Consider the following 26,424-nt stretch of genomic DNA (forward strand, 5'->3'; position numbering starts at 1 on the left):
GTTGAGGAGAACAGAATGAAAGCGAGACAGGCTTTGCATTCTATGTTTAGCGTGAGCTTTGTTTGGCTTAAGTTTATTAGGGTCGATTCGCTACGTTCGATTCCGCCCCAGATTGAAATCGGGGCTAACAGTGCGAAGTCCACTAAAGGGGACTTAGAAAGAATGCAAGGCTTTTAGTCTGTTTCAACAGACTTCGCACTGTTAGCCCGGAATTCCATTCACGGGTGGGTCAGAACGTAGCGAACGAATCCAATTAATAGTGATTTCCCACCTTGCGATGGTGAACCGCAGTCAGCGCATCCGATTTCGCCACTCGTCCAGCCGTCACCATACTGTAAACAATCCAGTGATCGCTACATTCCATCCGGCTCACGACTTCACATTCCATATAGGCGAGAGCTTCCGCCAAAATCGGTGAACCATTCGTCGCAGGATAAGTCGCTACATCTGCAAATCGATCGGCTCCCGGTGCAAACCGCTTTAAGAAGTGCTTCATCAAAGCCTGATATCGACCTTCTTCGAGAGCATTCAGAACAAATCGATCGCCGACGTGCAGCAGAGATTCGATCGCTCGATCTTTTGCAACCGCGATCGAGACTCCTAAAGGTTCAGAACTCGCTTGAGCGACCCAAGAAGCCAGCATCGCGCTCGAAACATCGCCTTTTTTTGCGGTAATGATGTACAAACCGCCACTGATGCGACCGAGGGCTTTATCAAGTTCGTTGTCAAGCGCTTTCATTTGTTTGACAGTACGATCGCGCGTCAGCCATTGTCCCAAGTCGGTTCCTGACTCTTCGCAAAGCTGGTAAATCGCTTCAGTGGGTTCGACTTCGACTTTGATCGCCTCGAATTTCTCAGTCAGTCCAGCTTCCCGGAATTGGTTGCGAATTGGGTAAACGGCTTCATCGTTGCCGCCACCGACTTCAAAGAGTCCGAAGTTTTGTTTGGAGTTTGCCGCCGCAAGAATCGTTCCAATTGCCGCCGCTGCATTCTCAGCCCCTTCTCCAGATTGGGGCGGCATACCAAGCACGATCGCGCTCGAAAGTTCAACCAGTTCACGGACTTCTTGAGGATCAGCCACGCGCAAATCCATCATTTCAACCGCGACTCCGGTTTTCGTGATTCCGGTTCCGATCGCTTGTGCAAGTCGATCGCCGTATCCATGCCCTGCAACATAGAACAATCCAACGGTTGTCGTTGCTTTCGCTTGGGTTTGGCTCCAGTCTTGGTAGCGTCCGACTAATTCTTCAAGGTTGTAGCGCAGAAGCGGACCGTGACCTGTTGCGATCGTCGTAATATCGGGTAGTTCTCTGATTCGCTTGATCGCGCCCAAGACCGATCGAGCATTTGGAGCCATTAGACAGTCGTAGTATTGACGGAATTCGGCTTCGAGAATGTCGAGGTCTTCGTCGTAGGTGTGATCGTCGCAGAAGTGCATCCCGAACGCATCACAGGTAAAGAGCGTCTGAGTTTTGTGGTCGTAAGTAAAAATGGTGTCGGGCCAGTGGAGGTTTGGAGCCGAGACGAATTCGAGTTCGTGACCGTTGCCCAAATCTAAGCGATCGCCACTTTTCACGATCTTGCTCTTGAACGGTTGGTGAACGAGATTTTCGAGAAATTGGATCGCGACTTTTGCACCGACGACGGTAATTTCAGGATTCAATTCGAGGACATCACGCACTAAGCCGCTGTGATCCGGTTCGGTGTGGCTGATGATGAGATAATCAATTTCCTGTGGATCGATTAGTTCGTTGAGCGCATCAATGTAGAGTTCGCGGAATTTGGCGTGGGACGTGTCTACGAGTGCGATTTTCTCGCCTCGGATGAGGAAGGAATTGTAGGTAGTTCCATTTTCGAGAGAGAATTCGATATCAAAGCGATCGCGATCCCAGTCGAGCGATCGAATCGTGGTAGTTTCCGGGGCGATGTCGCTCGTTTCGGTGGTGAGACGAACTCTCGATCGAGTGGGGCGAGGAGCAGAAGCGACCATAATACGATCTCCCAAAAGTGGTGTGGACAGGTAAACAGTTCTCTTATAGTTTGATTTTCGCTCGTTTTATCTCGATTTGTAAAGTTTCAATAAGTAAGCATACCTATAAATGAGTTTAATCGATCACAATTGGATCGCGCTAAATATCGGAAACTCGCGTCTTCATTGGGCTTTGTTCAAGCAGAATCAAATTCAAGAAAAATGTGATACGCCTCACATCCACGAAAATTCAGTGATTTCGCTCAGTGAACCCGTTCCGAGCTTTGTGACTCATCCAATTAGTTTAGATTATCAATCAATTGCAGGGTTAACGATTGACGCGGAGTTATGGATCGCATCTGTTGTACCGGAGCAGTTCTATTATTGGCGCGACTTGCCGAATTCGTACTGCATCGATTTGGATCAGATTCCCCTTCGGCAACTCTACCCTACTTTGGGGGTCGATCGTGCGTTGGCGCTTTGGGGGGCGATTCAACGATATGGCAGTCCAGCACTGGTGATTGATTGCGGAACTGCGATGACGTTTACAGGCGCGAATGGGCGAAACGAATTGATTGGAGGTGCGATTGTGCCTGGAGTGCGATTACAGTTTCAAGCGTTGGAGAAATATACGGCTGCACTTCCGATGATCGAAACGGTTGAAACACTGCCGAATCGATGGGCGAGGGATACGAAAAGCGCGATCGAGAGTGGCATTCTCAATACTTTATTAGCGGGCGTTCGGAGCTTTATCGAGGATTGGCATCAACAAGTCGGGGAAAGTGCGATCGTACTCACAGGCGGCGATGCAAATCTAATGTACTCACTATTGGCATCGGATCAAATTCAATTAGATTTAGATTTGGTCTTCTGGGGAATGCGATCGATCCGAAATTTGCGCTTAGAGGGTGTTTGAGGATAAAAAGCGGCTTTGCTGCGTTGCGAGTTCGCCCGGAAATGAATCTCCGGGCTAATAGAGGAAACCCCGCTGAAGCGGGCTGGGAGCGTAATTCGGAGTTCTTAGCCCAGTTTAGTGGGCTTCCCCTGATTAGCCCGGAGATTCATTTCCGGGCGGGTGAATGCGACAAACGATGAATTTTCAAACACCCTCTTAAATCCACGATCGTAGCCACATCCGCATTTGATACTCCGGTTGTGTTAACGGCAATCCCAAATAAATCGGCATCCAGAACACAAACGCGATCGCACAAATCAAGATCACGCCGATCCCGATCGCTCGAAATTCACGAGTCCGAAACCATCGATCGACAAACCAAGCCAATCCCATCGTGGCATAGACCGATGACCCCATGTAGTGATACAGGAATACGCAGCGTGAGACAGGAACCCACGGCAACAAATTTGCTACATAGCTCACCAGCAAAAATAGAGCAATCCACAACTCTTGAGGAGGTAAAAAACTCAACCGAGGAGCATGAACACTCGCAAGACTCGGCAGCAATTTCCAGTGTTCTACCAGTATCCAAATGAGAAACACGATCGCGACTGACGAAAGCCACCAAAGCGCTGGATTGCCCATCGCATGAACATCGTAAACCACCCGCCCCGGCTCTAATACCAGCGCAGAATTGCCGTTCGGAATCGGATCAGATGCCGAATTCGCAACCTGGTAATAATACGCAACAGGACGCAGCATCAGTATCCAACTGTACCAAGTTGAACAGTAAGGATGAATATTCATTCCGCTGCCCACTCGCTGGTGATAAGTCAAAATTTGCCACTGAACTTCGAGGAAACCAAACTCAGGATTAAAGTGAATATGGGGTAGCCAAAGTAACCAATAAACTAGCGCAGGGATCGCCGCAAAACAGAGTAAAAAAGAAAACAGATGAATTTGTGTAAGACGATATAACGGTGAAGTTGGTAATGAATTGCTAGGGATTTCTGTTGATAGTTTTGAGCCTTGACCTGTCCAGTTTAAGAAGCGAAAGATCCAGGCAATTCCCCACAGAAAATAGATGCTCATTAGAAACCATAAACCGTTCCATTTGATCGAGGCAGATGCCGCAAAAAATACGCCAGAAATCACGAGAAAAGAATTGAATCTTTTAGGCGATCGTAAACTGAATAACAAACACCATTGCCCGATTAATCCAAATATGACGAGATAGACATTATTAAGGGCATATCGCGACTCAACTAGAAACAGACCGTCCATCGCAGCGAGCATTCCAGCGATCAGGGCAAAGCTTCGACGGCGACTCAGTTGAAACGCGATCGCAGAAATCACCAGTGGAATAAACGATCCTGTTAACGCATTTAGCCAGCGATAACTCCAGGTACTCAAAGTCGAACCTGCGAGATTATTGACGGTATCTTGACCGATTGGAAGACGATTGCCAATCCAAATTCCGATCGCAATCAAATACTTACTCAAAGGCGGATGACCATCGAAAAATTTCGTTCCTGTCAGATAGTTATTCGCGAACTTTGCGTAGTAAACTTCATCAAAGACCAGAGTGTTGAATCGTTCCAGTCCCCAGAATCGAAGACCTAACGAAATTAGAAAAACTCCAATAATTCCGAGCCGAAACCAGGGGATTGGCTTGATAGATGGTTCAGTCTTCTGCATCGCGATTCTTGTTCTGCCGTTTTCTAGTTCTTCAGCATACTGACTTCTTCTCTGTTTTGGTAAATTTCTGTCACAACAGACTTGATTTATTTGCATAAAAACTAAAAAATAATTTGGTAAAGTTTTACAAACTATTTAACGAAAAAATCAAATTTCATAAAAATTGCTCGATTTCACGTCCTCCAGGAGTTAGTCGATCGCCCCCGTCGCTTAACTCAAATCCCTGTTAAAAGGAAGCACAATCATGATTCGCGTATTGTTAGCAGATGATCAAAATCTCATTCGAGAAGGTCTGAAAGCCCTCCTGGAACAAGAACCTGACCTCCAAGTGGTCGCGGATGTAGACAATGGTTGTGATGCAGTTGAACAAGCTGAAGCACTGCAACCTGATGTTGTCCTAATGGATTTGAAGATGCCGAGGATGGATGGGATTACGGCAACTCAGACGATTTGTGAGCGTTGTCCTGAAACGCGAGTCTTGGTCTTGACGGCTTCAGATGATGAAAAGTCGGTGAGAACGGCGCTACAGGTCGGTGCACGTGGATATTTGCTAAAAGATATGTCACCCGATGAGTTAGCGAATGCAGTTCGGACGGCTCACAAAGGGTTTACTCAGTTGAGTCCAGGAATTTTGCAGAAAGCTCTCGCGTTCTCGATCGAGGATGAAGTGACGATTGAACCGATTGAGTCCGCTGTTACGAATGTTCTCCCGTTCATGCCGTCTCAGCGTCGGACTCCTGCGGGTAATTTACCGCCCGGATTTTCCAAACTCACGGCACGAGAACGCCAAGTCTTGAGACTGATCGCAGAAGGATCGAGTAACCGAGAAATTGCGCGAACATTGGACATCTCTGAAGGGACGGTAAAAAACCACGTTGCGAGTATTTTAGGACGCTTGAATTTACGCGATCGTACTCAAGCCGCGATCATCGCGACTTCTGTAATGCCGCTGTTGAACTAGCATTTTCTCGGACTCTCGAACTTGATGAATGTGGTAACACTGTGCTGAACGTATACGCCGCATTCAGAGAGTAATCATGATTCACTTCGTTTTAGACCTGTCTACTTGGATCGATCACACCGCTCATGTGAGTGATTTTGTTCAATCGATCGATGTTTCCGTTTTGGCTCAAGAATTTAAGCAAACTGATATTACTGGAAATGTCGGCAAAAGCTGGAATCACTTTGTTAGAACTGGACAAGTTTGGGCGTTTGTATTGGGAATTGGACTGGGCTATTTTGTTAGAACTTTTACCTCTTTTGGTTAAGTACACTCCGTGGGGATGAAAAATTTAATTTGGGCTTCATCCCCGCAATTTAACCCTTTGCGGTAGGCTTAGAACTTGCAGTAAGCACGAGATTGAGTTGTCTTGAGTCCTCAGTTCCCTGAAAACAAACCCCAACAAACTTGGAGTCAGCGATTTGAATCTGCATTGCACCCCGCGATCGCAGAATTCAACGCCAGCATTGGTTTTGATATTGAATTGATCGAGTACGACATCACTGGATCGCAGGCACACGCAAAAATGCTGGCAAAAACTGGCATTATTTCTGCCGAAGAAGGCGATCGATTAGTGAATGGACTGGAGCAGATTCGCCAGGAATATCGCCAGGGTCAGTTTCAACCGGGCGTGGATGCCGAAGATGTGCATTTTGCCGTAGAGAAGCGGCTGACCGAAATTACGGGCGATGTGGGTAAGAAACTGCATACGGCCCGATCGAGAAATGATCAGGTGGGAACGGATACTCGCCTGTATTTACGCGCTGAAATTGAAACGATTCGCCAGCATATTCGAGCTTTCCAAGGCGTTTTACTGGATTTAGCTGAAGTACACGTTCAAACGCTGATTCCGGGCTATACGCATCTTCAGCGGGCACAGCCGATTAGTCTCGCTCATCATTTGCTGGCTTATTTTGAAATGACGCAGCGGGATTGGACGCGACTGGGTGAAATTTATCAGCGCGTGAATGTCTCACCGTTGGGGTCTGGAGCACTAGCGGGTACAACTTTTCCGATCGATCGACATTACACCGCTGAGTTATTGGAATTCGGAGGTTTGTACGAGAACAGTTTGGATGGAGTCAGCGATCGAGATTTCGCGATCGAGTTCCTCTGTGCTGCGAGTTTGATCATGGTTCACCTCAGTCGTTTATCTGAGGAAGTGATCTTTTGGGCATCCCAAGAATTTAGCTTTGTGACGCTGAAAGATAGTTGCGCCACGGGTTCGAGCATCATGCCGCAGAAAAAGAATCCGGACGTGCCCGAATTAGTTCGCGGCAAAACTGGGCGAGTTTTTGGACATTTGCAAGGTATGTTAGTGCTGATGAAAGGTTTGCCACTGGCGTATAACAAGGATTTGCAAGAAGACAAAGAAGCCTTGTTCGATGCAGTGAAAACGGTGAAAGCTTGTCTTGAAGCGATGACAATTCTATTTCGAGAAGGTCTAGAATTTCGGACTGCTCGATTGAATGAAGCGGTCGCAGAAGACTTTTCAAACGCGACTGATGTGGCGGATTATCTCGCGTCAAAAGGCGTTCCATTCCGAGAGGCTTATAACTTAGTTGGGAAAGTGGTTCGATCGTGCCTTTCTCAGAACAAGTTACTGAAAGATCTGTCGCTTGCAGAATGGCAGGAATTACACCCCGCCTTTGAATCCGATATTTACGCTGCGATCGCGCCTTCTCAAGTGGTTGCTGCTCGAAATAGTTTTGGTGGAACTGGATTCGAGCAAATCGATCGAGCGCTGCAATCTGCAAAACAACGATTTCAACAGGATTAGAGCATGAGTTTGAATATTGGCGATCGCGCTCCTGATTTTGCCCTACCCGATACGGACGGCAATCTAGTCAAGCTTTCAGATCTCAAAGGAAAGCGAGTCGTTTTATACTTTTATCCGCGTGATAATACGCCCGGATGTACAAAAGAAGCCTGCGGATTTCGAGATGCTTATGAGCAATATCAATCTCAAGAAATTGTCGTTTTAGGGGTCAGTACAGACGATGCAAAATCGCACGAAAAATTTGTAAAAAAATTCAATCTTCCCTTTCCATTACTGATTGACGAAGGTGGAAAGATTGCAGAACAGTACGAAAGTTACGGACTTAAAAAGTTCATGGGCAAAGAGTATTTAGGAATTACTCGGAATACCTTTGTGATCAGTCCAGATGGTACGATCGAAAAGATCTATCGCAAAGTCAAGCCCGATCTTCACGCAACTCAAATTCTTACTGATCTGATGTAAATTCTCTGTATGTAATGAAAGATTGCGTCTGTGACTTTTCGACGTATCACCCCTTCACTTTGTTTCCTAAGTTTATGCGTCGGATTTGGCACTATTTCCAAACCGTTCTGGGTGTAATCTTTCGGCATCCAGTTACCGGAACCAGCATCATTACTGTTTTGCCAGATGATCGAATTGTTCTGATTCGCAGACGAGATAATGGTTTGTGGAGTCTTCCCGGTGGCATTGTCGATTGGGGTGAAGATTTACCGACCGCGATTCGCCGGGAGTTAGCCGAGGAAACCGGATTGCAGTTGACCAACATTCGACGATTGGTAGGAATTTATTCGGCTCCCGATCGCGATCCAAGAATGCACTCGATCTGTGTTGTCGTGGAAGTGGAAGCGATCGGAAGCTTTAATCCGAAAGATACGGATGAAGTGGCAGAAGTGCAGGCGTTTGAGTTTTCGCATTTGCCTCCTGGTCGGTTGTCGCATGATCACGAGAAGCAATTGCAGGATTATTTTGAGGGGAAAACGACGATCGCGTAACTTGGATTGTTTTTGTCGATCGGGGATTTGTGAATTTCGGCGTGTTCGTTTAACCGCGATCGGGTTTGCAAATTTGGACGGATTCGGTCATCCGCAATTCCGCCCGGCGGTGAACCGACCGGGCTGATGGACGGAACCCCTCTGAAGAGGGCTGAAGCTGCTGTCTGAGGGGGCTTTAGCCTCCTTTCTCCCATTAGCCCGGAGCGTTTATCTCCGGGCGGACTGAATCGCAGCGATAAATTCTCATCAACGCAAACTTTTGGACGTACTTATCGCAACAAAAAATGGGTTCCACTGAATGAAACCCGTCTTAGGGATATGCCCCTTGATAAAATCCCGTCATTTATTGCACTGCCCCGCCCTCGACTGAAAGTCGGGGCGAGATCGTGCTAAGAACAGAGCTACTCTCGTTGGGATTTTATCTTCAAGCACCTCCCTTAGCGAATCTTGCTATCCTCAATTTCGATCTGAGTCGGCGGTAATTTTGGCGCATCCCCTGATTTGGTCGAAGACTTCGATCGAGCTTCTCCCGCTTCTCGCACCATATCGGTCGCTTGCTTCAACAAATCCTTAAGCATCTGGCGGACTTGGCGTTCCCGTTGTGCCAGTGCCACTCCAGCCTCACCGATCTTTTGATCGAGTTCTGCCATCTTTTGATCAGCTTGCTGTTTCGTAGATTCAGCTTGGGGTCGTGCTTGGTCGTACCATTCTTTCGCCTCGTTTAAATGCGCCTGAGCACGATCGTGATAGTCTTCGCTCCGAGCCGCCAGATTCGCCTTGAGAATCGCTAACTGCGCTTGAACTTGGGCATACCGTTTCTTCAACAAAGCTGCCTCCTCACTGTTGCGAATCGACTCGATCGCATTCTCAATCTGTTCGCGAGCTTCACCCGACATTTCTCGTGCCGCATCTTTCAGCCCGCTCATGCCCGCTTCGACTTCTTGTTCAAGTTCGTCCTCTTGCTCTGCCAATTGTGCCTGGAGCCGTTTCACTTCGGCTTCTGTTTCGGCAATTCGTTGCTGGCGGGCGCGACTGATGCCCTCGACCACGCCTTCAACCGATGCGGTGATGTCTTCTTTTACGTGGGTTCCGCTTTCTTGCAGGCTCGTGGCAGCAGTGGAAAAGGCATCTCGAACGAGCGATCGTAAATCTCCGGTTCCGGCTTTCAGTTCTGAAGTAATTTGTGCGATCGCGCTTCTCATAATGTCCCGAATGCGATCGGCTCTCAGTTGTCCAACTTCTTTCGCTTGTTTCAGGTCGGTTGAAATTTTTTCTTTGACAGAATTAGACATAGGATTCCTCTAATTAATAACTTATCAAATCTCTTTCTTTAGCTTGACGTAACGGTTGAGAATCATCCTCTTTCTTAAGGTCAATAAAAAAGCCCCTGGCAAAGTACCAGGAGCCAATCATGTTAGATCAGAAAGAGAGGGTTAATCTGTCGATTCAAGGAAATTAGAATCGCAGACCAACACCACCTACGAAACTGACCGAACCTGCACCACCTTCATAAGCGTTGATGCCATATTTTGCATCGCTATAAACAACAACGCCACGAGCAACTTCCGATTCAACACCTGCCGAAATTACAGCCGCATCTTTGTTACCCAATTGAGAAGTGCGACCATCATTTTGAACGAATCCATAACCTGCACCGACATAAACGTTGGTGTTTCTAGCAACAGGAACATCATAGGTCAATGAAGGAATGATCACGCTGTTGTCGCCGTCAAACAAGACTGAGCCACGAACAGAAACAGGTGCATTCGGAACTGCAAAACGACCTTGAATGTTTCCGCCGAATTTCGATTCGTCATTACCACGTCCGCCTTGGGTCACGCTACCACCAACCCCCGCACCAACATAGCTTCCATCGAAGCGAACGGGTTGTGCAGAAGCCGATCCAGCAAAGAACAAAGGCGAAACTGCAACAGCGGAAAGAGCGGAAAGAACTGCAACAGATTTGAGAGAGAATTTCATGACTTTACCTAGAGTAGCTAAGAGTTGAACTTGGTGTTTTCTTACTTTCAATGTCGTAAGAAAGGTTTGGTTTGTTCCCAGGTTTTCAGAAGTTTTTTGACTCAGTTGAAGGGTTCTATGTCTTAAGAAATAGCTTCGATTTGATAAGTCAAAAACGCTGAATTGTTCCTGGAAGAACCTGAGAAACCAGCGACAAACTGTATTGATTTCTCATATCTATAGGTATATCGTGCGGGGTTTTAACCCAACCAGAATGATGGTCTGTTTTGCAAGTGGCACAGTATTGAGAGTGCCAATTTTCTTCTATTCCTAAATAGCGCAAAAAATAGAGGCATTCTTAGCAGCTTTGCCAAAGAAAATGCCTCTTTTTGATTGTATTTAGACGTAAGAATTCGCGTTGAAGTTCGGTTTTCCGTAACCTTAGATTGAGAAGTTTCTAACTTTAAGGGCTGAGATTAACTACGCGGTGTTAATGACGCTTTTCGGAAAGAACGGGGTGAATGATTTCCATAAAAAATGCTGCTACACCTTTTAGATGTGGCAGCCGTTCAGAAAGTTCCAACGTGTACGAAATTAGTGGGTCGATCGAGTAAACATCCGAAAATAAACCGACTGCAACGCCTCTTTTACCGGAAATAGCGCATAGGTGATCGGGTTAATCGTCACGATGATGTCCCGAAAATCACGTTTCGCCAGAGCCACGATCGCCCAAGCCACATCTGGAGCAGACATGACCCCATACGGGTTTAACTGGCTCTTAAACGGTCCCAAAATCAGCTTGCGAATGATACAGGGCGCATCCAATCGGCGCATCGTGATCAAATCGCCCAGTGTCCGCTTCGAGAGTTCATACAGTGGGCTAAATGCCGGATTGACTTCTGCTTCTGAAGTATTGATCCAAAGCTCTTTGAGCGCTTTATGCGAGGATTCGGTCACAGTCTCTAGGAATAACTCAGCCAGTTTCCAAGTCGAGAAAGTATTCACCTCGTAGGACTTCTGAATTGCTTCAGGAGAACGATCGCCATGTACATTCACGCCGTGATTCAGGATGAAGATATCGACTTTCTGGAGACGCGATCGCAGTTCTTCCTCGGCTCCAATCCGCCACTGCAACACTTCGACCTTTGGATCGAATTGAGCCGTATCGTTCGTGGTTAGAGCGATGACTCTTGCACCTTGCTTGGTCAACTCAGCAACTAACGCCTGTCCGAGTGTGCCTGATGCTCCCGTAACTGCAACCTTCTTATCTTTGAGTGACAAACTGGTTCCTAGCATTTTGTCTACGATCGTAAAGTGACCACAGAAATAAGCGTTCGGTTCATCAAAATGATGTCGCCAGTGATAGGTGCGATTCACAATCCAGGGTTTGGGCAGATCGACCAAATCACCGGGCTTATGGGTGACATCGGTTTGTAAAAGCAGACCTTGCGATCGCGCTAATGCAGGAATGAGGAAGACCAACGAATAGAGCGATCCAAGCCAGAAACCCGGCATTTGGGTGAGTCCTGCTAGAAGCGTTGTGGAACTAAACATCGCCATTGCTTCTGGGACATCATTATAAAGCTGCGCCCGCTGGTACATTTCCAAGCTGGCGATCGTCAAATCAGGACGATAGGCTTTGTGATGCAAATTATGGAATTTTCTCAAGGGTTGCCAGTAGTGTCCGGCAAGGTGATAAGCGTCCCGCATCAGTTCTGCTAAGACGATCGCAGAAATTCCGAGGAGGCATTGAACGAGTAGCTGACTGTCCAGAAATCGCAAATCCATGAACCCGATGTAATGCTTCTTAATAAAACCTTCCCTACTTTACCGTGACTCTAGGGACTCAATTGATCGAGTTTTAGCTGCGATCGCGAACGGTTTCAGTCAATAGAGCAATAACAATCAGTTCTTCGACTTGAAGGGCATGGCAGTCTTCAACCACGATCGAGCTATGTTTTTCAACGACATCATGCAGCGATTCATCCAGATACGCTTCTAAAACATTCGGATGAATATAGTATTTTTTGCACGTTGCAGGACGATTTCCTAAATAAGATGAAACCGTTTTAACAGCTTGAGTAATATTCTTTTTGGCAGCCGTTTGAGAAGTAAATTTTCCGATTTCTGCCAGATGTGATGCCGCTAAAACAGTTCCAGCCCAAGTCCGAAAGTCCTTTGCCGTAAAGTCTTGTCCAGTAATTTCTCTCAAGTAATCATTCACGTCGCTCGATTTGATATCTTGCGGCTGATTGTTCTCGTCTAAATACTGAAAAAGCTCCTGTCCTGGAAGATCTTGGCAGCGTTTTACGATTTTTGCGAGCCTTTTATCACTGACCTCGATCGCATGATCAACGCCGCTTTTCCCCCGAAATTCAAACTGAACCTTCGAGCCAGCAACATGGACATGATCATCGTGCAAGGTTGTTAATCCATAAGAATTATTAGTTTTCGCGTATTCCTCATTTCCAACTCGAATCCGCGTGAGTTCCATCAGTTTTAGAACAGTCGCTAATACTTTCTGTTTCGGCAATCCATGTCGAGAGAGATCATGCTCAATCCGGCGACGAATCTCTGGAAGTGCTTGGCTAAACGCGATCATGCGAGTGAATTTCGTTTGATCTCGAATCGATCGCCAAAGTGGATGATAGCGATATTGTTTCCGTCCTTTTGCATCTCGTCCGGTTGCCTGCAAATGTCCATTCTCAAGCGGACAAATCCACACATCTTTATAAGCAGGCGGAATCGCGAGGGAATTGATTCGCTGAATGGTTTTTTCGTCTTTAATCCGATCGCCATTCGGATCAAAATAGATAAAACTTTTTCCCGATCGCTTGCGCTGAATTCCTGGCATTTCATCAGTGACATAGTGTAAACCAACCGCTTCGGCAGACTCGATCGGATCAGTTGGAATTTCAGTAGGAAGCTCTGCGACAGCTACATTCATGGTTTCAAACACATCGGGATAGTTAGACCGTATCAAACTCAACGGTGTTTGAAATCTGCAACGAAGTATAGTCTTAAAGGTTGAGGAGGACAGCAAATGGAAATCAATCTTCTTGATGTGTTGGCAGAAGTTACTGCGGTTTTTGAACAGTATGAAAAGGCTTTAATTAGCAATGATGTCGCAGTCTTGGATCAGCTTTTTTGGCAGAGTTCGCATACGATTCGCTATGGAGCGACTGAGAATTTGTATGGGTATGATGCGATCGCACAATTTCGGGCAGGTCGATCGGCAACAGGACTCGATCGGACTTTGAAGAACACTGTGATCACGACATACGGGAGAGATTTCGCCACCGCAAACACGGAATTTGTTCGATCGGGCAGAACCGGACGACAAAGCCAAACATGGATGCGAACGATTGATGGCTGGAAGGTAATTGCCGCCCACGTTTCGATATTGTAGATGTAAGCGCTTTGGTGTTATGAGAATGGTTGAATTGCAGGCTTGGATTAGCGATCGGATCAAGGCAACTCCAGAGCAAATTGCCGAATATTGCGATCGCTGGAAAATTACCGAATTCGCGCTATTCGGCTCAGTACTGCGTGATGATTTTCGCCCAGACAGCGACATTGATGTTTTAGTCACCTTTGCACCCGATCGTAGTTTGACCTTGGATAGCTACCTGAAGATGCAGGAGGAAATCGAAGTTCTATTTAGCCGTAAAGTTGATTTGGTACAGAAGCAATATCTGAAAAATCCGTTCAGACGACACGAAATTTTGAAAACTCAACAAGTGATTTATGCCATCCGGGAATCGTGACATCGCATCAGTTTGGGACATGGCTCAAGCAATTCGCCACATCCAATCCTTTACCGAAAATCTAACCCAGGAAGAATACTTCAGCAGTATTCTGTTTATCAGTGCAGTGGAACGGCAATTTGAAATTTTGGGAGAAGCAACCCGGAGACTTTCCAATGAATTTCGACAGGCTCATCCGGAGATCAACTGGCAGCAGATTGTCGGTTTACGCAATATCGTGATCCATCGATATGATGAAGTCGATCAAGAAAGATTGTGGGCGATTATACATATAGAACTACCGCCTCTATTGATTCAGCTAGAGCAGTTAATTCCTCCATTACCAGACGATCTATAGACATTCAAAACCCCAACCTTAAGAAGTCAGGATTCTGAATGCTTAAAGAGAATTTTGTAACTATGCACTCACCGCCGATCGCTCAACCGCTGGCACTTTCAAAACTTGCTGATACAGCTTGCCCAACTGAGAAGCAACTCCGTCCCAGCTAAACATCTCTTCAACCCGATCGCGTCCGCCACGCCCCAATCGATCGCGATAGTTCGGATCAGCCAAAATCCGATTGATAGCTTTCGCAAACGCAGCATCATCTTTCGGTGGCGCTAACAATCCGGTTTCGTTAGGAATGACCGTAAACTGCAATCCACCGACATCTGAAGCAACTACTGGGGTTCCACTTGCCATTGCTTCGATCGCGACCAGTCCAAACGGCTCATAATGGCTCGGAACCGTACACACATCTGCCGCTGCATAATATAGATGCAAATTTTCAAGTCCTAAGCGACCCGGAAACAGTGTAACGTCTTGCAATCCAAGTTCGTTCACAATTCCTTCGATGCGATCGCGTTCCATGCCATCGCTGTGTCCCGGACGACTTCCACCACCGATGATCAACTTCAAATTCTCATGCTGTAATTGTCCAACAGCGCGAACAGTCGTTTCGATTCCTTTTCGTCGATCGAAGCGTCCCACATATAAAACAATCTTCGCATCTTGATCTAATCCCAAAGCTTGGCGCGCTTCTGCACGAGAAATTCTGCCAAATCGCTCGGTATCTGTTCCACACGGAATGATATCGATATTGCCGTGATTAGAAACCAGCGATCGCATGTGTTCCTGTTCTTGAGGACTGGTCGCAACAATCCGTTCAGCCGTTTCTAAACATAGTTTCTCGGTTGCTAATCTCGTCTTCGCAATCATTGGAATGGCAGAAACAGCTTGATATTTCACTGCGCCCAAAGAATGATACGTATGAATCTGTTTCGAGCCTTGGAGCTTTTTCAGAGTCATTCCCACCCAAGACGACAGCCAATAATTCGTATGCACTAACGGATATTGATAGCCCAATTCAGCTTGAAACTGCTGGAAGTTTTTGACAAACTCAGGTAAGTACCCGAACAAATCATCACGTGAGATAAATTCTTGCGGTCCAGCAACCAATCGAATAGTGCGGCAATGGGGAGTATGTTGAACCATCTCAGGCTGATCAACGGCAGCTTTTCGAGTGAACATATCCACTTGCCAGCCTTGACGCGAGAGCGCTTCACCCACTTGGCGTACATAGACATTCTGTCCACCTGCTTCTTCTTTTCCAATTTCGATCGCGGGATCACCGTGTACTGAAATTAACGCGATCCGAGGACGCTGACCTGAGATAGCCATAGTGTTATTACCAAAACACGATAAAAGAATATTAACAAACGTCAACTTTCATAACCATTGGGTTTAACTGTAGTAAGAATTGCGTAAGTCCTCATCCTTCACGAGCTATAAATCGAACATTCAAATCTCAGAAAATTGCATAGCTAGACAGTAATGAAGCAAAAATTGCTCTATCTATCGGTAGATTTTTGGCAATAAAAAAGGTGGGAAATTTCCCACCTCAATGTCGTATTTCAGCAATTCACCCCTAGTAAGAGCGATTTAGCACATAGTCTGCGAGCTTAATTAATGCCTGCCTAGAGTCAGACGGGGGCAAATCCGAAAGATAGTCGATCGCAGCTTTTGCATGATACGTCGCCAAATCTCTCGCTCTCTGAATTCCCTCGCTACCCCGTACCAGCGCTAAAGCTTGTTCTAAATCGTCTTCTTGAGCAAATCCTCGATCGATTAACTCTTCTAAATACGGTTTCTCTTCCAAGGCGTACAACACGGGAGCCGTAAGATTTCCGCTCTTGAGATCCGATCCCGCAGGCTTTCCAAGTCCTTCACTCGAACTCGTAAAGTCAAAAATATCATCGACAACTTGAAACGCTAAACCCAAGTGCCGTCCGTACTGATAAAGCTTTTGAGCCTCAGTGTCAGACGTATCACTCAATAAAGCCGCTGCTTTAGAGCTATTTGCGATTAAAGAAGCGGTCTTATAGTAGCTTTTTTCCAAATAGGATTCGATCGTGAGTCCAGTATCAAACTGAAGGAGTCCTTGCTGAAGTTCGCCTTCGGCAAAATCCTTAATCACTTCAGATAGCAATTTAATCACTTCAATATTTTCTAAATTTGCCAAGTACCAAGACGACTGAGCAAACAGAAAGTCTCCAGCTAAAACTGCAACCCGCGTATTGAATCGGCTATGAACCGATGGAAGTCCTCGCCGCGTGTCTGACTCATCGATTACATCATCGTGCACCAAACTTGCGGTGTGAATCATTTCAGTGATCTCGGCAAGGCGGCGATGACGTGGGGTAATCTCTTGTCCGCACATCGTGGCACGAGCAACCAAAAGAACGATCGCGGGACGAATACGTTTTCCTCCAGCGCTAAAAAGGTGTTCTGCGGCAGCGTAGAGAATGCGATGACGCGCACCGATGAGATTTTTAAGGTTCTCGGCAAGTAAACGTAGATCCGCTTCTACCGGAGAAAAGAGGGATGTGGCTGAGGTCATGTAATTGCCGACTCAGAAGCTATAGGTTAAGTTTTTTTACGGCTTGTGACCTTATTTTACTCATAAATCCGCATTTCTAGGGGAGGAAATATTTAAGGGTCTCAGACTGTGGAATTTTGGGTAGGGCAAAGAAATTCCTCGAATCACGATAAAGTAGAGAGCATTTGTTCTGACTCGACGCATGACCCGCCAACCGTTCGATGAATTCTCTAAACAGTTATTCGAGACCTTGCTCAGCCCGTATGGACGAGTGACGATCGATCAAAATGTTTCTGGAGAAGCCCGCCGCATCGATATTTACTTCGAGCCGACTGATCCATCCCAACTCAATCCCGCTGAACTAGGACAACTCGCACAGTTAAGCACGACCAAATCTCTGTTCGAGCCGTTTCGCAATCCGCCGTCTAGTACCGATGTACGAACCTGCGCCATGAAACTCTACCTGCTCCACGCGGAATTGAATCGTGCTGTCGATCGCAGTCTTCCTGATGCTGAACTGCCGCAGTTGTGGATTTTAGCATCATCGGTTTCCGATCGAGTGCTAGATGAATTTGGTGGAGAACTGTTGGGTGAAGACGGGATTTATACATTCGATCGAGGTTGGCGAACCGGCTTAATTAATATCGCTGAACTTCCTATAACTGAGGAGACCCTGTGGCTCCGGCTCTTGGGTAAAGGAATAACTCAGGAACAAGCCATTGAAGAATTGCTTTTGTTGTCAGATGCCAACCCAAAACGTGCGACTGCTCTCGACTTGTTGGTGCGATGGCGGATTAGTATAGAAATAACTGAAAATGTGGAAGCAGAAGAGGAGCAATTTCTAGTGGCACTCTCTCAGGCATACCTCGAATGGGAACGTAGAACTCGTTCTGAAGGCATTGAGCAAGGCATTGAGCAAGGAGAGCGGAATGGGAAAGTGTCAGTCATTCTGATGCTCTTGCGCTCCCGGTTGCGCGTCCTGTCCCAATCGATCGAGCATCAAATCCAGCAGCTATCCACGACTGAACTAGATCAGTTAGCGATCGCGCTTCTCAGTTTTAATTCTGTTGAAGATTTGGAGCAGTGGCTAGAAATACACTGCTCCGAATAGTTCTATCCCACTGCCACCGATTCCGAAAGCGTCACTTGTTGCACGATCGGGCTAAATCCAAGCCACTGTCGCGCCACTTCGATAAACGGTTGCGGATCGCCGCTCACACAAAACTGTGTCGGCTCTGGAGATTTGAGATTTCGCAATCCTAGGAGTTCCAATTCTTGAGCCGCCGCTTTCGCAACATGAACAGCGGGATCGATAAATTGAACTGATTGTGGCACGATCGAAGTAAGCACTGGAGCTAAATGCGGATAGTGCGTACAGCCGTAGATCAGCGTATCAATGTTTGCATCTAATAGCGATTTGAGATAGTTCTGAGCCACTTCGATCGTATACGGATCATAAATTCGTCCTTGTTCGATCAAGGGCACAAATTCAGGACAGCCTACTTGCCACACTTGCGCGGTCGAATCAACTTCTAGAATTGCTTGACGGTAGGCATCGCTCTTAGCAGTGGCAGGAGTCGAAATCACACCGATTCGCTTTCCTTGACGAACTGCCGCACTTGCACCAGGAAGAATCACCCCTAGAATCGGTAGACCTGGAAATTCTTCGCGCACCGTGTCGATCGCTAAAGCTGAACTGGTATTACACGCCATGATCACCATTTTGGCGCGGCGCTCGACCATCCAATGCAGAATCTCCCGCACGAATTGGATGATCTCACTTTGCGATCGCGTTCCATACGGGACACGCGCCGTATCTCCGAAATACAACAGCGACTCCTGCGGCAGTTGACGGTACATTTCGCGCAGCACCGTCAAGCCCCCGACCCCGCTATCAAAAAGCCCGATCGGATCTGAGCCATTCGGCGTACCGAAGTTCTCTGCTGAATTGGTCATTGATTCTATCCTCACACCAGAAAATTAGAAGTCGGAAGCCTGAAGCAAATTGCACCCTGATATCAGCCTCAGTCTTCTAACATTCACTTCAGTCTATGTCCTCTTGCTCAGTGGCTCAACACCAGATTGGGGGATGCCACGATTAACGCCGCCCCAAATATTCCAGAACGCCACGAGCGATCGAGTCTGCCATCTGCTGTCTAAAGTTGGAGGTTGCCAACAGTGCTGCATCTCGACGACCTGTGACAAAGCCGACTTCGACCAGCACCGCAGGCATACTTGTGCGACGAAGCACAAAAAATCGAGCGCTGCGAACTCCGCGATCGCCAATTTCTGTGCCTTGTAAGACGTTGCGGTGAATCGTTCGAGCAAGTTCTAGTCCGCTTTGGAAATAGTACGTTTCTAAACCATTCACTTCCGGGCGACTCATGCTAATTGCATTCGCATGAATACTCACAAATACAGTCGCATTCGCACGTTGGGCAATATCCACACGCGGTTGGAGATCCAGATCAATATCTGCATTCCGGGTCATTACGACGGTTACGCCCGATCGCTCTAAGTTGGCTTGAACGCGCCGACTGATATCGAGCACGATTTCTTTTTCCTGAATCCCGCGAATACCAACGGCTCCAGGATCAGGTCCACCATGTCCCGGATCGATGACAACGACGAGACGACCGTTCGGAACGGGAGGACGGGGAACCGGAGTTGGAGTTGGTCTTGGAGGAACCGGAGTCGGTCTTGGAGGAACCGGAACCGGAGTCGGAATCGGCGTGGGAGTCGTGGGAGGCACAACTGGGAACAATCCACGGCGTAAGGGTAAGTTCAACTGCTGCGGATTGGTTTGCACAATTTCGCCAAACTGCACTCCAGAAGCAGGAGTGAGCAAGACTGCGACATCGTTTCCATCTTGACGAACTCGCGCTTGGATGAGTGGACTGCCTGCGGGAAGTTGGGGTCCTCTGAAGTTCGCGTCGGTTCGTGCTGATCGAATCAGGACTCGATAGGAACTCGTCGCCCGATCCCATCCTGCGGTATAGCTGAGCGGCTGATTCCCTCGAATGATTAACTGGTTATTGGCACCCAGTTCGACCGATTGCACGATCGCGGTTTGTCCGGCTGGCGGTTGCGGTGTTGGTTGTGGTGTTGGTTGTGGTGTTGGTTGCGGTGTTGTAGGAGTTCCCCCAACAGTTTGCGGAAGCACAATCAATCCACCGGAAGGACTCGCGCTCGCTTGCCAGTTGCCGCTTTGAGGATTCAGCGTCAGCGTTAGTCGAACGGTATTGGCATCAAATTGAGCGATTTGGGCACGAGTCACACCGCTGATATTCACCGGAAGATCGCGCTGCAATAGGTTCGGACCAATCGTCGAGTTGAAGATGTCAATGATCATCTGACGACGATCGGTAGAGCGAATCGATCGAACGGTTGGAATTCCACCTACTGTCCGAAGGAAGAAGCCGTCCCCAGTTGCTTGAAGGCTCTGAATAAAAGTCCGTCCGGCTGCGGGGGGTGGCAATTGTGCGATCGGAGGTTGTCCAATCGGAGGCTGTGCGATCGGAGGTTGCGTTACCGGGGGTGCTCCAACACCGGAAAGCGTAGGAGTTGGTAACTGGACTGCCCATTGATTTGCCGCTCTGCCTTGAAATTGGATGCGGCTAGGATCAACGGTGTAACCGGGTGCGTATTCGACCACAATTCGGGTCGTTCCTCGATCGAACTGTCCCACCCGGATCGCGCGAACTGCACCGCTGTAGTTTTCCGTCACTTGCGGTCGTCCAAAGGTGACACCGGGTAAATCGATTACCAGCCGAGTCGGATCACTGAGAAGTTGTGCTCTGGGTTGGACTCCATCATCGGTGGAAAATTCGAGTTGATTTTGGGTTGGACTCAATCGCCAAGACTGTAATCGAGCCGCTTGAGCCGGGAAAGTGAATAGTAAAAAATAGAATGAACAGAGCAAAAAGTACGTTTGCAAATTAAATCTTTTATTCCATTTTTTTGCTCTGGTAGACTGAAGACCGCGTTCCAACTTTTCTCTCCTTGTTATGCGTCAAGCCGCTATTTTCGGCAATCGTTTCAAGTTTTTTGACCGTCAAAATTGCAGCACAAAATGATTAAATTTTGCCTACAAATCTGAGCATCAATACCGAATCTACGTCCTCGCTCACCCACGATCGATGAATATCTGTTTAGCCAAAAACAGGACTTTGAGCCGATATTCATCTTTTACATCCAATAGTGTTTTCTCAACGAAATAAAGCAAAATCAAGCGTATTGGATCGACTGACCTAATATCCTCAAGCTCGTTCCTGATATCTGGAAAATTTGCTCAACTTTTGCTTAATTTATGTGAGAAAGATGTCATGTCCTTCGATGTCGGGGACGCAAAAAAACGCGATCGAGTTTCTGAATTCTGCGATCGAATTTCTCAGGAATAGCGGTTGCATAAAATTTAGAGCGTGAAACAACGATATCCCAAACCCAAAAATTCAAAACTTTTTCAGGTTTGGGCTAGAGCATTCTAGTACGGAAGACTGGACTTCAACATACTTTTTTGCTCAAATGTCGTCGATGCTACTTAGGCTCGGTGTAGGTACGGAGTCGGTTTGCGGAAAGACCACGCGCAATAAGGGCGGCGCAATAAAGGTCGTCAAAATCACCATGACAATAATTGCGGCTTGGAGCGCATCCGAGAGAATTCCCGTACTTGCGCCAAAAGATGCGAAAACTAGCCCAACTTCGCCCCGTGGAATCATTCCGACCCCGATCGCTAATCGATTCAGTTCCGGTTGCCCAAACAGGGTGAAGCCCGTCACCACTTTCCCCACGATCGCCACCACGATCAGGAAACCCGACATAATCAATCCTTCACGATTGGCAGGATCGAACGGGTTCAAAACGCTGACATCGGTTCTGGCTCCGACCACGACGAAGAAAACGGGCACGAGCATATCTGCGATCGGTTTAATTTGCTCTTCGAGTTCAGTCCGCTTCTCGGTTTCTGCCAAAATCAATCCAGCGGCAAACGCACCGAGAATCGCTTCTAACTGAATCACAGCGGCAATATCTGCCAGCACAAACGCAACAATTAGAGCGCTCACGAGCAACTGTCCACGAGTTTTAAGCTCATTCACCAGTTTCACAAACAGTGGATTTAGTAAGCGTCCAAGCCACAAACTTCCGATCAAGAACACACCCGCGCTGAGAATCAGGTAAACCACATCGCCAACCTGAACTTCGCCAGTCTTCGCCAATCCTGCGACGACCGCCAGCACGATAATGCCAAGCACATCGTCCAAAACGGCTGCACCGATAATGATTTGCCCTTCTTTTGAACTAATCTGTTGCAGTTCTGATAAAACCCTGGCAGTAATTCCGATACTGGTCGCAGTCAGAGCGGCTCCAGCAAAAATCGCGGGGATGGCTGGCACATTGAAAAGTGTCATGAGTCCAGCAGTTCCAAGCGCGAACGGAACAGCAACCCCGACACAAGCGACGATCGCAGCTTGCCAACCGACTCGAATCAGTTCTTTCAAATCCGACTCTAAGCCAATCTCAAACAGCAGAATGACGACTCCAATTTCCGCCAATACAGAAATGACTTCGCTCTGCGTTTCAAACACGGTATTGAGCGATTCTGGGCTGAGATGCGCTGTCATTTGGAGCGCCTGCATGACTAGCGATCGACTGGCATCAAAATCGGAACTGGGAAAGACGATGAGATGCAGTGCGGAGACACCGACAAGGACACCTGCAACTAATTCACCTAACACTGAGGGCAAATCGAGTCGAGCGCAAATTTCCCCGCCAATTTTACTGGCGAAATAGACGACGACTAAACTGAGAAGAACGCCAGCAAGAACCAGCGAGCCGCTTTCCGCTTCGGCAGCAGCGAGCAGAGGCGGCGAAACATGAAACCAAGAAAGAGAATTGATCATACGTTGAGGGAGTGACCGAAAATCCTCCCTATCGTACAGAGTTATTAATACTTATTTCAAAGCGATCGAGGGGTTTGTAATTTTGGAGTGTTCGTTTACCCGCGACTTCGCCCGGAAATGAATCTCCGGGCTAATGGAGGGAACCCCACTGAAGTGGGCTGAAACTGCGATCTTAGGGGGCTTCAGCCTCCTTTCTCCCATTAGCCCGGAGATTCATGTCCGGGCGGACTCCATCGCAGCAACAAATCCTCATCAACACAAATCCTCGTTAACACACATCCTAGGATCGAGCAGATTCGGTCAGAATGTTCAGCGGATTGCTATTCTGAATAAGCTGTTTCGCCTGTTCTCGATCGTTGTCTCAAAATCCTCGCCAACTTGCGTTTAATGCCCTTCGAGCCATTCACAAGGGAGCCTTTGCCGATGTTGCAGTGGATCAAGCCTTGCAGCAGAGTGAGATTTCATTGCTTGATCGACGTTTATTCACCGAACTTGTATACGGCACAATTCGCCGCCGCAGAACGTTAGATGCACTGATTGATCAATTCGCGAAAAAGAACACTCAAGCTCCAGATTTACGATTGATTCTGCAATTGGGACTGTATCAATTGCGCTATCTCGATCAAATTCCACCATCCGCAGCAGTAGACACAAGTGTAGAACTTGCAAAGCAAAATAAGTTAGGTGGATTAACAGGCGTTGTAAATGGCTTACTGCGTCAGTATTTGAGAACGCAGACGATTCTGAAAGCTGATCCGCTGGAATTGCCGAAAGATGAAATTGCACGTCTCGGATCATTACATAGCTATCCCGATTGGATTGTTCAAGCTTGGTGTGATCAGTTCGGAATGGATGAGACTAAAAAGCTTTGTGAATGGATGAATCGTCCGCCTCAGATTGATCTCAGAGTGAACACACTGAGGACGAACATTAATCAAGTCGAAGCTGCGATGATCGCTCAGGGGATTCAGGTCGATCGTATTCCAACCTTACCAAATGCACTCAGATTGCCGCCGAGTACAGGTGCAATTCAGAACTTACCGGGCTACACCGAAGGCTGGTGGATTGTTCAAGATAGTAGTGCTCAATTAGTTGGCTATTTAGTTGATCCACACCCTGGAGAAATCGTTGCGGATGCTTGCGCGGCTCCGGGTGGAAAGACTTTACACTTAGCAGAATTGATGCACGATCGAGGAACGGTTTGGGCGATCGATAAAACAGCCTCTCGACTGAAAAAATTACAGCAGAATGTCGATCGTTTAGCACTAAAGTCGATTCAAGTTCTGACCAGTGATAGTCGCAACGTTCCGCAGTTAAAAGGAAAGTGCGATCGTGTATTAGTCGATGCGCCTTGTTCTGGGCTTGGAACCTTGAATCGTCATGCGGATGCCCGTTGGCGACAGACTCCAGAAAGTGCGACAGAACTTGCACAATTGCAGCAAGAGATTCTTACCGAAGCAGCAACTTGGGTCAAACCTCAAGGTGTATTGGTTTACTCAACTTGCACACTGAATACGATCGAGAATGAATCCGTGGTGAAACAGTTCTTAGCCCAACATCCAGGTTGGTCAATCGAGCGGACAGAGCTTTTTCCAGAACTATCCACTTCAGAAGGTTGGATCAAAGTTCTGCCGCACTGTCACAATATGGACGGATTCTTTATGGTCAAGCTGAAACATGAATGATACAAAAACGCTGGTGAAAATCTTGATTGGAGTCGCTTGGTTAGATGGCAAAATTCAGCCAGAAGAGCGATCGTATCTTCAGCGAATTGCAAAAGAAAAAGGAGTCGAGAGCGATCGAGAAATTCAGCCAATTCTTTACGAACTGCGATCGGTTAAATCTGAAGAGTGTTATCAGTGGGTGCAAGACTATCTCGGTGAGCATCCGACCTCTGAGCGTTGTCATCAACTGATCGAAGAGATTAGCAGCTTGATTTATTTGGATGGCTCGATCGATAGTGAGGAAGCGAAACTACTCACTCGACTGCAAATCCTCGAATCCGAACCTGCTCCAAGCCTGCATACTAAAGTGATTGCAGCGATTCGCAAACTCTACCAACATGGCGTTTCAAAAATCGAAAAGCTCTAAAATCACCCAATCGAATGACTCCTGCTCATCCAAAAGCACGAAGTGTTCTTTAGGAAAGACCGAGTAGAGTCTTACACGGAGGCAGAGGAGGACTATCTTATATCCTCGACACCATCATGAGTTCAGAGTATTGGTATTGCTCGTTCAGACTGGCAACTCAAAAATTGCATTTAGAAGCTTGTTTTGCTTCAGCACCTTACAATCGCAAGGCTGAACGTGTCTTTCAGGAAGTTGCTCACTTGTTTGCCTCTGAAGAATTGCAGCAGCGACTCAAAGATAAACGCGGCTGTCGCTCTCGGTAACAGCGATTCAATGATTCTGACTATCGAATTTCGGTTCGATCGCACTTCAAGCTAGATGGAATTCTTTCACCGCAGGCAGGAAATTTGCATTCTCATGAGACGATCGACTGAGCTTAATCAGAACAAATCGTTGAATGGGTGTAAGCGATTCCCATTGAGCCTGAGTGATTGTAATTTCAACTTCGTTAGCTTTGGTATTAACGCTCTCAGGAACTATCGTGACATCATTCCAAGCAGGAGCAGGATCGATCGCTAAATCGGTCGCTGTCTCCCCAGTTCGCTCTTTAATCAAGTTATGCAAAAAGTCCTGATAGTTGCGGATTTCGTCTGCTGTCGTGCAGGGCAATTCTACGGTTTGTTGTCGATCGCTTTCTGTAAACTTGTTCCATTGATGCAGTTTTAACTTCACGCCACAAGTATCTAGCTTGTATCGAACAATCATCGGAATACAGCGGAGTGAATCAACGAAATCGGATTCAAATTGAAAAAAGGGATTCATCGATCGATGCCTCAATGCTGATTACTTTTTGGTGCAACATTGCGAACAATCCAATAGCTTACAGAGAGAGCAAAAATCGCAGTCGCCAATGCAATCAAATCGATTCCAGCCGTCTTCTCTAAGTCTAAGATAATAATTTTCCGAGCGACAGCAATCAATGAGGTTACGATCACTAACTCTAATTGAATCACGTGCTTCTTCAAGTAAGCCGTAATGTTCTCTAATATTTCAAATGCAATTAAAACATTCAGAAATAATCCAAAAATCGTAAATAGCACTCTAGTAGAGTAGTTATTTGGCGAAACCGAAGTGAGTTCAACGAACAAGACTCTGCCTAGTTGATAGACCGAAAGGAAGATCACCAGCAGCATCATGAGCGACAGAATCTTTGATACCCAGATCTCGATGCGTCCTAGGAAACTGAGAAAATTATCGTCTTTCATGCCTTCTCGCAAGGATTTCCACAGGGAACGCCGCATAAATACTTACCACTTCTACTGCTGTGAGCATACCCAGACAGTGCGATCGGAGTAAAGCGAATCGTGCGCTTCTTTACATCGAGGATTCTATCAGGAATAATCGAGCAAAGTCTATGTTTGCATTGTCTCTTCATCCGTTGCGTGCTTCGCGTCGATGCCAGAATTGTTGAATGTGCTCGTACACCAGCCCAGAGCAAATCTCATGTGTGCGAAATCAGTTAATCCTTGTGAGTTA

The 26,424-nt window shown here is 47.1% G+C and carries 26 protein-coding genes; 13 read left to right on the forward strand and 13 right to left on the reverse strand.

The annotated features are described in order from the left end of the window. Positions 1-253: 253 nt before the first annotated feature. The gene (locus ACQ4M5_RS16755; protein WP_430676786.1) at positions 254-1,990 is read right to left on the reverse strand and encodes a diflavin flavoprotein; all 1,737 of its coding nucleotides are present in this window, start codon (positions 1,988-1,990) and stop codon (positions 254-256) included. A 109-nt stretch (positions 1,991-2,099) separates the two neighbouring features. Between ACQ4M5_RS16755 and ACQ4M5_RS16760 the strand changes: the two genes are divergently transcribed. After that, positions 2,100-2,885 (forward strand): pantothenate kinase, encoded by a 786-nt coding sequence (locus ACQ4M5_RS16760; protein ID WP_430676787.1) that lies wholly within the window; start codon positions 2,100-2,102, stop codon positions 2,883-2,885. 195 nt (positions 2,886-3,080) lie between these two features. Here the strand turns inward: ACQ4M5_RS16760 and ACQ4M5_RS16765 are convergent, their stop codons facing one another. Then, positions 3,081-4,562 (reverse strand): dolichyl-phosphate-mannose--protein mannosyltransferase, encoded by a 1,482-nt coding sequence (locus ACQ4M5_RS16765; RefSeq protein ID WP_430676788.1) that lies wholly within the window; start codon positions 4,560-4,562, stop codon positions 3,081-3,083. Between the two features lie 244 nt (positions 4,563-4,806). On the opposite strand from ACQ4M5_RS16765, the gene ACQ4M5_RS16770 reads away from it, so the two are divergent. The 5 genes from ACQ4M5_RS16770 (at position 4,807) to ACQ4M5_RS16790 (ending at position 8,334) form a co-directional block, all read left to right on the forward strand. Then, positions 4,807-5,523 carry a response regulator gene (locus tag ACQ4M5_RS16770; RefSeq protein WP_430676789.1) on the forward strand — a complete coding sequence of 239 codons (717 nt, stop codon included), beginning with the start codon at positions 4,807-4,809 and terminating at the stop codon, positions 5,521-5,523. Positions 5,524-5,599: 76 nt separating this feature from the next. Further along, a complete protein-coding gene (locus tag ACQ4M5_RS16775) occupies positions 5,600-5,830 on the forward strand; it encodes a hypothetical protein (RefSeq protein ID WP_430676790.1) in 231 nt (76 codons plus the stop codon). Positions 5,831-5,932: 102 nt separating this feature from the next. After that, positions 5,933-7,342 carry an argininosuccinate lyase gene (argH, locus tag ACQ4M5_RS16780; RefSeq protein WP_430676791.1) on the forward strand — a complete coding sequence of 470 codons (1,410 nt, stop codon included), beginning with the start codon at positions 5,933-5,935 and terminating at the stop codon, positions 7,340-7,342. 3 nt (positions 7,343-7,345) lie between these two features. Further along, a complete protein-coding gene (bcp, locus tag ACQ4M5_RS16785; RefSeq protein ID WP_430676792.1) occupies positions 7,346-7,804 on the forward strand; it encodes a thioredoxin-dependent thiol peroxidase in 459 nt (152 codons plus the stop codon). A 74-nt stretch (positions 7,805-7,878) separates the two neighbouring features. After that, the gene (locus tag ACQ4M5_RS16790) at positions 7,879-8,334 is read left to right on the forward strand and encodes an NUDIX domain-containing protein (RefSeq protein ID WP_430676793.1); all 456 of its coding nucleotides are present in this window, start codon (positions 7,879-7,881) and stop codon (positions 8,332-8,334) included. A 437-nt stretch (positions 8,335-8,771) separates the two neighbouring features. On the opposite strand, the gene ACQ4M5_RS16795 is transcribed toward ACQ4M5_RS16790, so the two are convergent. From ACQ4M5_RS16795 to ACQ4M5_RS16810, 4 genes are all read right to left on the reverse strand, one after another. Further along, entirely contained in the window at positions 8,772-9,626 is an 855-nt protein-coding gene (locus ACQ4M5_RS16795; RefSeq protein WP_430676794.1) for a histidine kinase, read from the reverse strand. A 163-nt stretch (positions 9,627-9,789) separates the two neighbouring features. After that, positions 9,790-10,314: an outer membrane beta-barrel protein gene (locus ACQ4M5_RS16800; RefSeq protein WP_430676795.1), complete on the reverse strand. Its 525-nt coding sequence runs from the start codon at positions 10,312-10,314 to the stop codon at positions 9,790-9,792. 573 nt (positions 10,315-10,887) lie between these two features. Further along, the gene (locus tag ACQ4M5_RS16805; protein ID WP_430676796.1) at positions 10,888-12,081 is read right to left on the reverse strand and encodes a bifunctional sterol desaturase/short chain dehydrogenase; all 1,194 of its coding nucleotides are present in this window, start codon (positions 12,079-12,081) and stop codon (positions 10,888-10,890) included. Between the two features lie 73 nt (positions 12,082-12,154). After that, positions 12,155-13,240 (reverse strand): DNA topoisomerase IB, encoded by a 1,086-nt coding sequence (locus ACQ4M5_RS16810; protein ID WP_430676797.1) that lies wholly within the window; start codon positions 13,238-13,240, stop codon positions 12,155-12,157. Between the two features lie 96 nt (positions 13,241-13,336). Between ACQ4M5_RS16810 and hpxZ the strand changes: the two genes are divergently transcribed. Genes hpxZ through ACQ4M5_RS16825 form a run of 3 tightly spaced genes read left to right on the forward strand, consistent with a single transcriptional unit; the run spans position 13,337 to position 14,397 of the window. Beyond that, complete coding sequence (gene hpxZ / locus ACQ4M5_RS16815; protein ID WP_430676798.1) at positions 13,337-13,702, forward strand: oxalurate catabolism protein HpxZ; 366 nt, start codon at positions 13,337-13,339, stop codon at positions 13,700-13,702. 25 nt (positions 13,703-13,727) lie between these two features. Further along, complete coding sequence (locus ACQ4M5_RS16820; protein WP_430676799.1) at positions 13,728-14,060, forward strand: nucleotidyltransferase family protein; 333 nt, start codon at positions 13,728-13,730, stop codon at positions 14,058-14,060. Further along, positions 14,041-14,397 (forward strand): HepT-like ribonuclease domain-containing protein, encoded by a 357-nt coding sequence (locus ACQ4M5_RS16825; RefSeq protein WP_430676800.1) that lies wholly within the window; start codon positions 14,041-14,043, stop codon positions 14,395-14,397. The genes ACQ4M5_RS16820 and ACQ4M5_RS16825 overlap by 20 nt, the downstream gene beginning before the upstream one ends. Before the next feature lie 60 nt (positions 14,398-14,457). Here the strand turns inward: ACQ4M5_RS16825 and ACQ4M5_RS16830 are convergent, their stop codons facing one another. Beyond that, positions 14,458-15,720 carry a glycosyltransferase family 4 protein gene (locus ACQ4M5_RS16830; protein ID WP_430676801.1) on the reverse strand — a complete coding sequence of 421 codons (1,263 nt, stop codon included), beginning with the start codon at positions 15,718-15,720 and terminating at the stop codon, positions 14,458-14,460. A 247-nt stretch (positions 15,721-15,967) separates the two neighbouring features. Further along, positions 15,968-16,939 carry a solanesyl diphosphate synthase gene (gene sds / locus ACQ4M5_RS16835; protein WP_430676802.1) on the reverse strand — a complete coding sequence of 324 codons (972 nt, stop codon included), beginning with the start codon at positions 16,937-16,939 and terminating at the stop codon, positions 15,968-15,970. Between the two features lie 181 nt (positions 16,940-17,120). Here sds and ACQ4M5_RS16840 point away from each other — a divergent pair, with 181 nt between their 5' ends. Then, positions 17,121-18,029, forward strand: coding sequence for a DUF4351 domain-containing protein (locus ACQ4M5_RS16840; RefSeq protein ID WP_430676803.1), 909 nt, complete (start codon positions 17,121-17,123; stop codon positions 18,027-18,029). Between the two features lie 2 nt (positions 18,030-18,031). Here the strand turns inward: ACQ4M5_RS16840 and murI are convergent, their stop codons facing one another. The 3 genes from murI to ACQ4M5_RS16855 form a co-directional block, all read right to left on the reverse strand. After that, on the reverse strand, positions 18,032-18,874 hold the full coding sequence (gene murI / locus ACQ4M5_RS16845; protein WP_430676804.1) for a glutamate racemase: 843 nt from the start codon (positions 18,872-18,874) through the stop codon (positions 18,032-18,034). A gap of 142 nt (positions 18,875-19,016) precedes the next feature. Next, positions 19,017-20,909 (reverse strand): N-acetylmuramoyl-L-alanine amidase, encoded by a 1,893-nt coding sequence (locus ACQ4M5_RS16850; protein ID WP_430676805.1) that lies wholly within the window; start codon positions 20,907-20,909, stop codon positions 19,017-19,019. Positions 20,910-21,438: 529 nt separating this feature from the next. After that, the gene (locus ACQ4M5_RS16855; RefSeq protein ID WP_430676806.1) at positions 21,439-22,818 is read right to left on the reverse strand and encodes a cation:proton antiporter; all 1,380 of its coding nucleotides are present in this window, start codon (positions 22,816-22,818) and stop codon (positions 21,439-21,441) included. 356 nt (positions 22,819-23,174) lie between these two features. On the opposite strand from ACQ4M5_RS16855, the gene ACQ4M5_RS16860 reads away from it, so the two are divergent. The 3 genes from ACQ4M5_RS16860 to ACQ4M5_RS16870 all read left to right on the forward strand — a co-directional run bounded on the left by ACQ4M5_RS16860 (position 23,175) and on the right by ACQ4M5_RS16870 (position 25,211). Then, positions 23,175-24,503 (forward strand): 16S rRNA (cytosine(967)-C(5))-methyltransferase, encoded by a 1,329-nt coding sequence (locus ACQ4M5_RS16860; RefSeq protein WP_430676807.1) that lies wholly within the window; start codon positions 23,175-23,177, stop codon positions 24,501-24,503. Beyond that, positions 24,496-24,909, forward strand: a complete 414-nt coding sequence (locus ACQ4M5_RS16865) for a TerB family tellurite resistance protein (protein ID WP_430676808.1) — start codon at positions 24,496-24,498, stop codon at positions 24,907-24,909. Before ACQ4M5_RS16860 ends, ACQ4M5_RS16865 begins: the two co-directional genes overlap by 8 nt. 116 nt (positions 24,910-25,025) lie before the next feature. Further along, complete coding sequence (locus ACQ4M5_RS16870; protein ID WP_430676809.1) at positions 25,026-25,211, forward strand: hypothetical protein; 186 nt, start codon at positions 25,026-25,028, stop codon at positions 25,209-25,211. A 46-nt stretch (positions 25,212-25,257) separates the two neighbouring features. On the opposite strand, the gene ACQ4M5_RS16875 is transcribed toward ACQ4M5_RS16870, so the two are convergent. Beyond that, positions 25,258-25,710 carry a nitrate reductase associated protein gene (locus ACQ4M5_RS16875; RefSeq protein WP_430676810.1) on the reverse strand — a complete coding sequence of 151 codons (453 nt, stop codon included), beginning with the start codon at positions 25,708-25,710 and terminating at the stop codon, positions 25,258-25,260. A gap of 11 nt (positions 25,711-25,721) precedes the next feature. Continuing rightward, the gene (locus ACQ4M5_RS16880; protein ID WP_430676811.1) at positions 25,722-26,189 is read right to left on the reverse strand and encodes a phosphate-starvation-inducible PsiE family protein; all 468 of its coding nucleotides are present in this window, start codon (positions 26,187-26,189) and stop codon (positions 25,722-25,724) included. Positions 26,190-26,424: the final 235 nt, after the last annotated feature.

It is taken from the genome of Leptolyngbya sp. AN10 (assembly GCF_050565645.1).
Taxonomy (GTDB): domain Bacteria; phylum Cyanobacteriota; class Cyanobacteriia; order Leptolyngbyales; family Leptolyngbyaceae; genus Leptolyngbya.

Excerpts from the sequence above, each read along its gene's own strand:
- ACQ4M5_RS16825 (WP_430676800.1), top strand. The coding sequence starts at position 14,041 with ATGCCATCCGGGAATCGTGACATCGCATCAGTTTGGGACATGGCTCAA.
- ACQ4M5_RS16875 (WP_430676810.1), bottom strand. The coding sequence starts at position 25,710 with ATGAATCCCTTTTTTCAATTTGAATCCGATTTCGTTGATTCACTCCGC.
- ACQ4M5_RS16880 (WP_430676811.1), bottom strand. The coding sequence starts at position 26,189 with ATGCGGCGTTCCCTGTGGAAATCCTTGCGAGAAGGCATGAAAGACGAT.
- ACQ4M5_RS16810 (WP_430676797.1), bottom strand. The coding sequence starts at position 13,240 with ATGAATGTAGCTGTCGCAGAGCTTCCTACTGAAATTCCAACTGATCCG.
- ACQ4M5_RS16770 (WP_430676789.1), top strand. The coding sequence starts at position 4,807 with ATGATTCGCGTATTGTTAGCAGATGATCAAAATCTCATTCGAGAAGGT.
- ACQ4M5_RS16820 (WP_430676799.1), top strand. The coding sequence starts at position 13,728 with ATGGTTGAATTGCAGGCTTGGATTAGCGATCGGATCAAGGCAACTCCA.
- murI (WP_430676804.1), bottom strand. The coding sequence starts at position 18,874 with ATGACCAATTCAGCAGAGAACTTCGGTACGCCGAATGGCTCAGATCCG.
- ACQ4M5_RS16765 (WP_430676788.1), bottom strand. The coding sequence starts at position 4,562 with ATGCAGAAGACTGAACCATCTATCAAGCCAATCCCCTGGTTTCGGCTC.
- ACQ4M5_RS16870 (WP_430676809.1), top strand. The coding sequence starts at position 25,026 with ATGAGTTCAGAGTATTGGTATTGCTCGTTCAGACTGGCAACTCAAAAA.
- ACQ4M5_RS16800 (WP_430676795.1), bottom strand. The coding sequence starts at position 10,314 with ATGAAATTCTCTCTCAAATCTGTTGCAGTTCTTTCCGCTCTTTCCGCT.
- ACQ4M5_RS16830 (WP_430676801.1), bottom strand. The coding sequence starts at position 15,720 with ATGGCTATCTCAGGTCAGCGTCCTCGGATCGCGTTAATTTCAGTACAC.
- ACQ4M5_RS16755 (WP_430676786.1), bottom strand. The coding sequence starts at position 1,990 with ATGGTCGCTTCTGCTCCTCGCCCCACTCGATCGAGAGTTCGTCTCACC.
- ACQ4M5_RS16795 (WP_430676794.1), bottom strand. The coding sequence starts at position 9,626 with ATGTCTAATTCTGTCAAAGAAAAAATTTCAACCGACCTGAAACAAGCG.
- ACQ4M5_RS16805 (WP_430676796.1), bottom strand. The coding sequence starts at position 12,081 with ATGGATTTGCGATTTCTGGACAGTCAGCTACTCGTTCAATGCCTCCTC.
- sds (WP_430676802.1), bottom strand. The coding sequence starts at position 16,939 with ATGACCTCAGCCACATCCCTCTTTTCTCCGGTAGAAGCGGATCTACGT.
- bcp (WP_430676792.1), top strand. The coding sequence starts at position 7,346 with ATGAGTTTGAATATTGGCGATCGCGCTCCTGATTTTGCCCTACCCGAT.
- ACQ4M5_RS16760 (WP_430676787.1), top strand. The coding sequence starts at position 2,100 with ATGAGTTTAATCGATCACAATTGGATCGCGCTAAATATCGGAAACTCG.
- ACQ4M5_RS16775 (WP_430676790.1), top strand. The coding sequence starts at position 5,600 with ATGATTCACTTCGTTTTAGACCTGTCTACTTGGATCGATCACACCGCT.
- ACQ4M5_RS16790 (WP_430676793.1), top strand. The coding sequence starts at position 7,879 with ATGCGTCGGATTTGGCACTATTTCCAAACCGTTCTGGGTGTAATCTTT.
- ACQ4M5_RS16855 (WP_430676806.1), bottom strand. The coding sequence starts at position 22,818 with ATGATCAATTCTCTTTCTTGGTTTCATGTTTCGCCGCCTCTGCTCGCT.
- ACQ4M5_RS16840 (WP_430676803.1), top strand. The coding sequence starts at position 17,121 with ATGACCCGCCAACCGTTCGATGAATTCTCTAAACAGTTATTCGAGACC.
- hpxZ (WP_430676798.1), top strand. The coding sequence starts at position 13,337 with ATGGAAATCAATCTTCTTGATGTGTTGGCAGAAGTTACTGCGGTTTTT.
- ACQ4M5_RS16865 (WP_430676808.1), top strand. The coding sequence starts at position 24,496 with ATGAATGATACAAAAACGCTGGTGAAAATCTTGATTGGAGTCGCTTGG.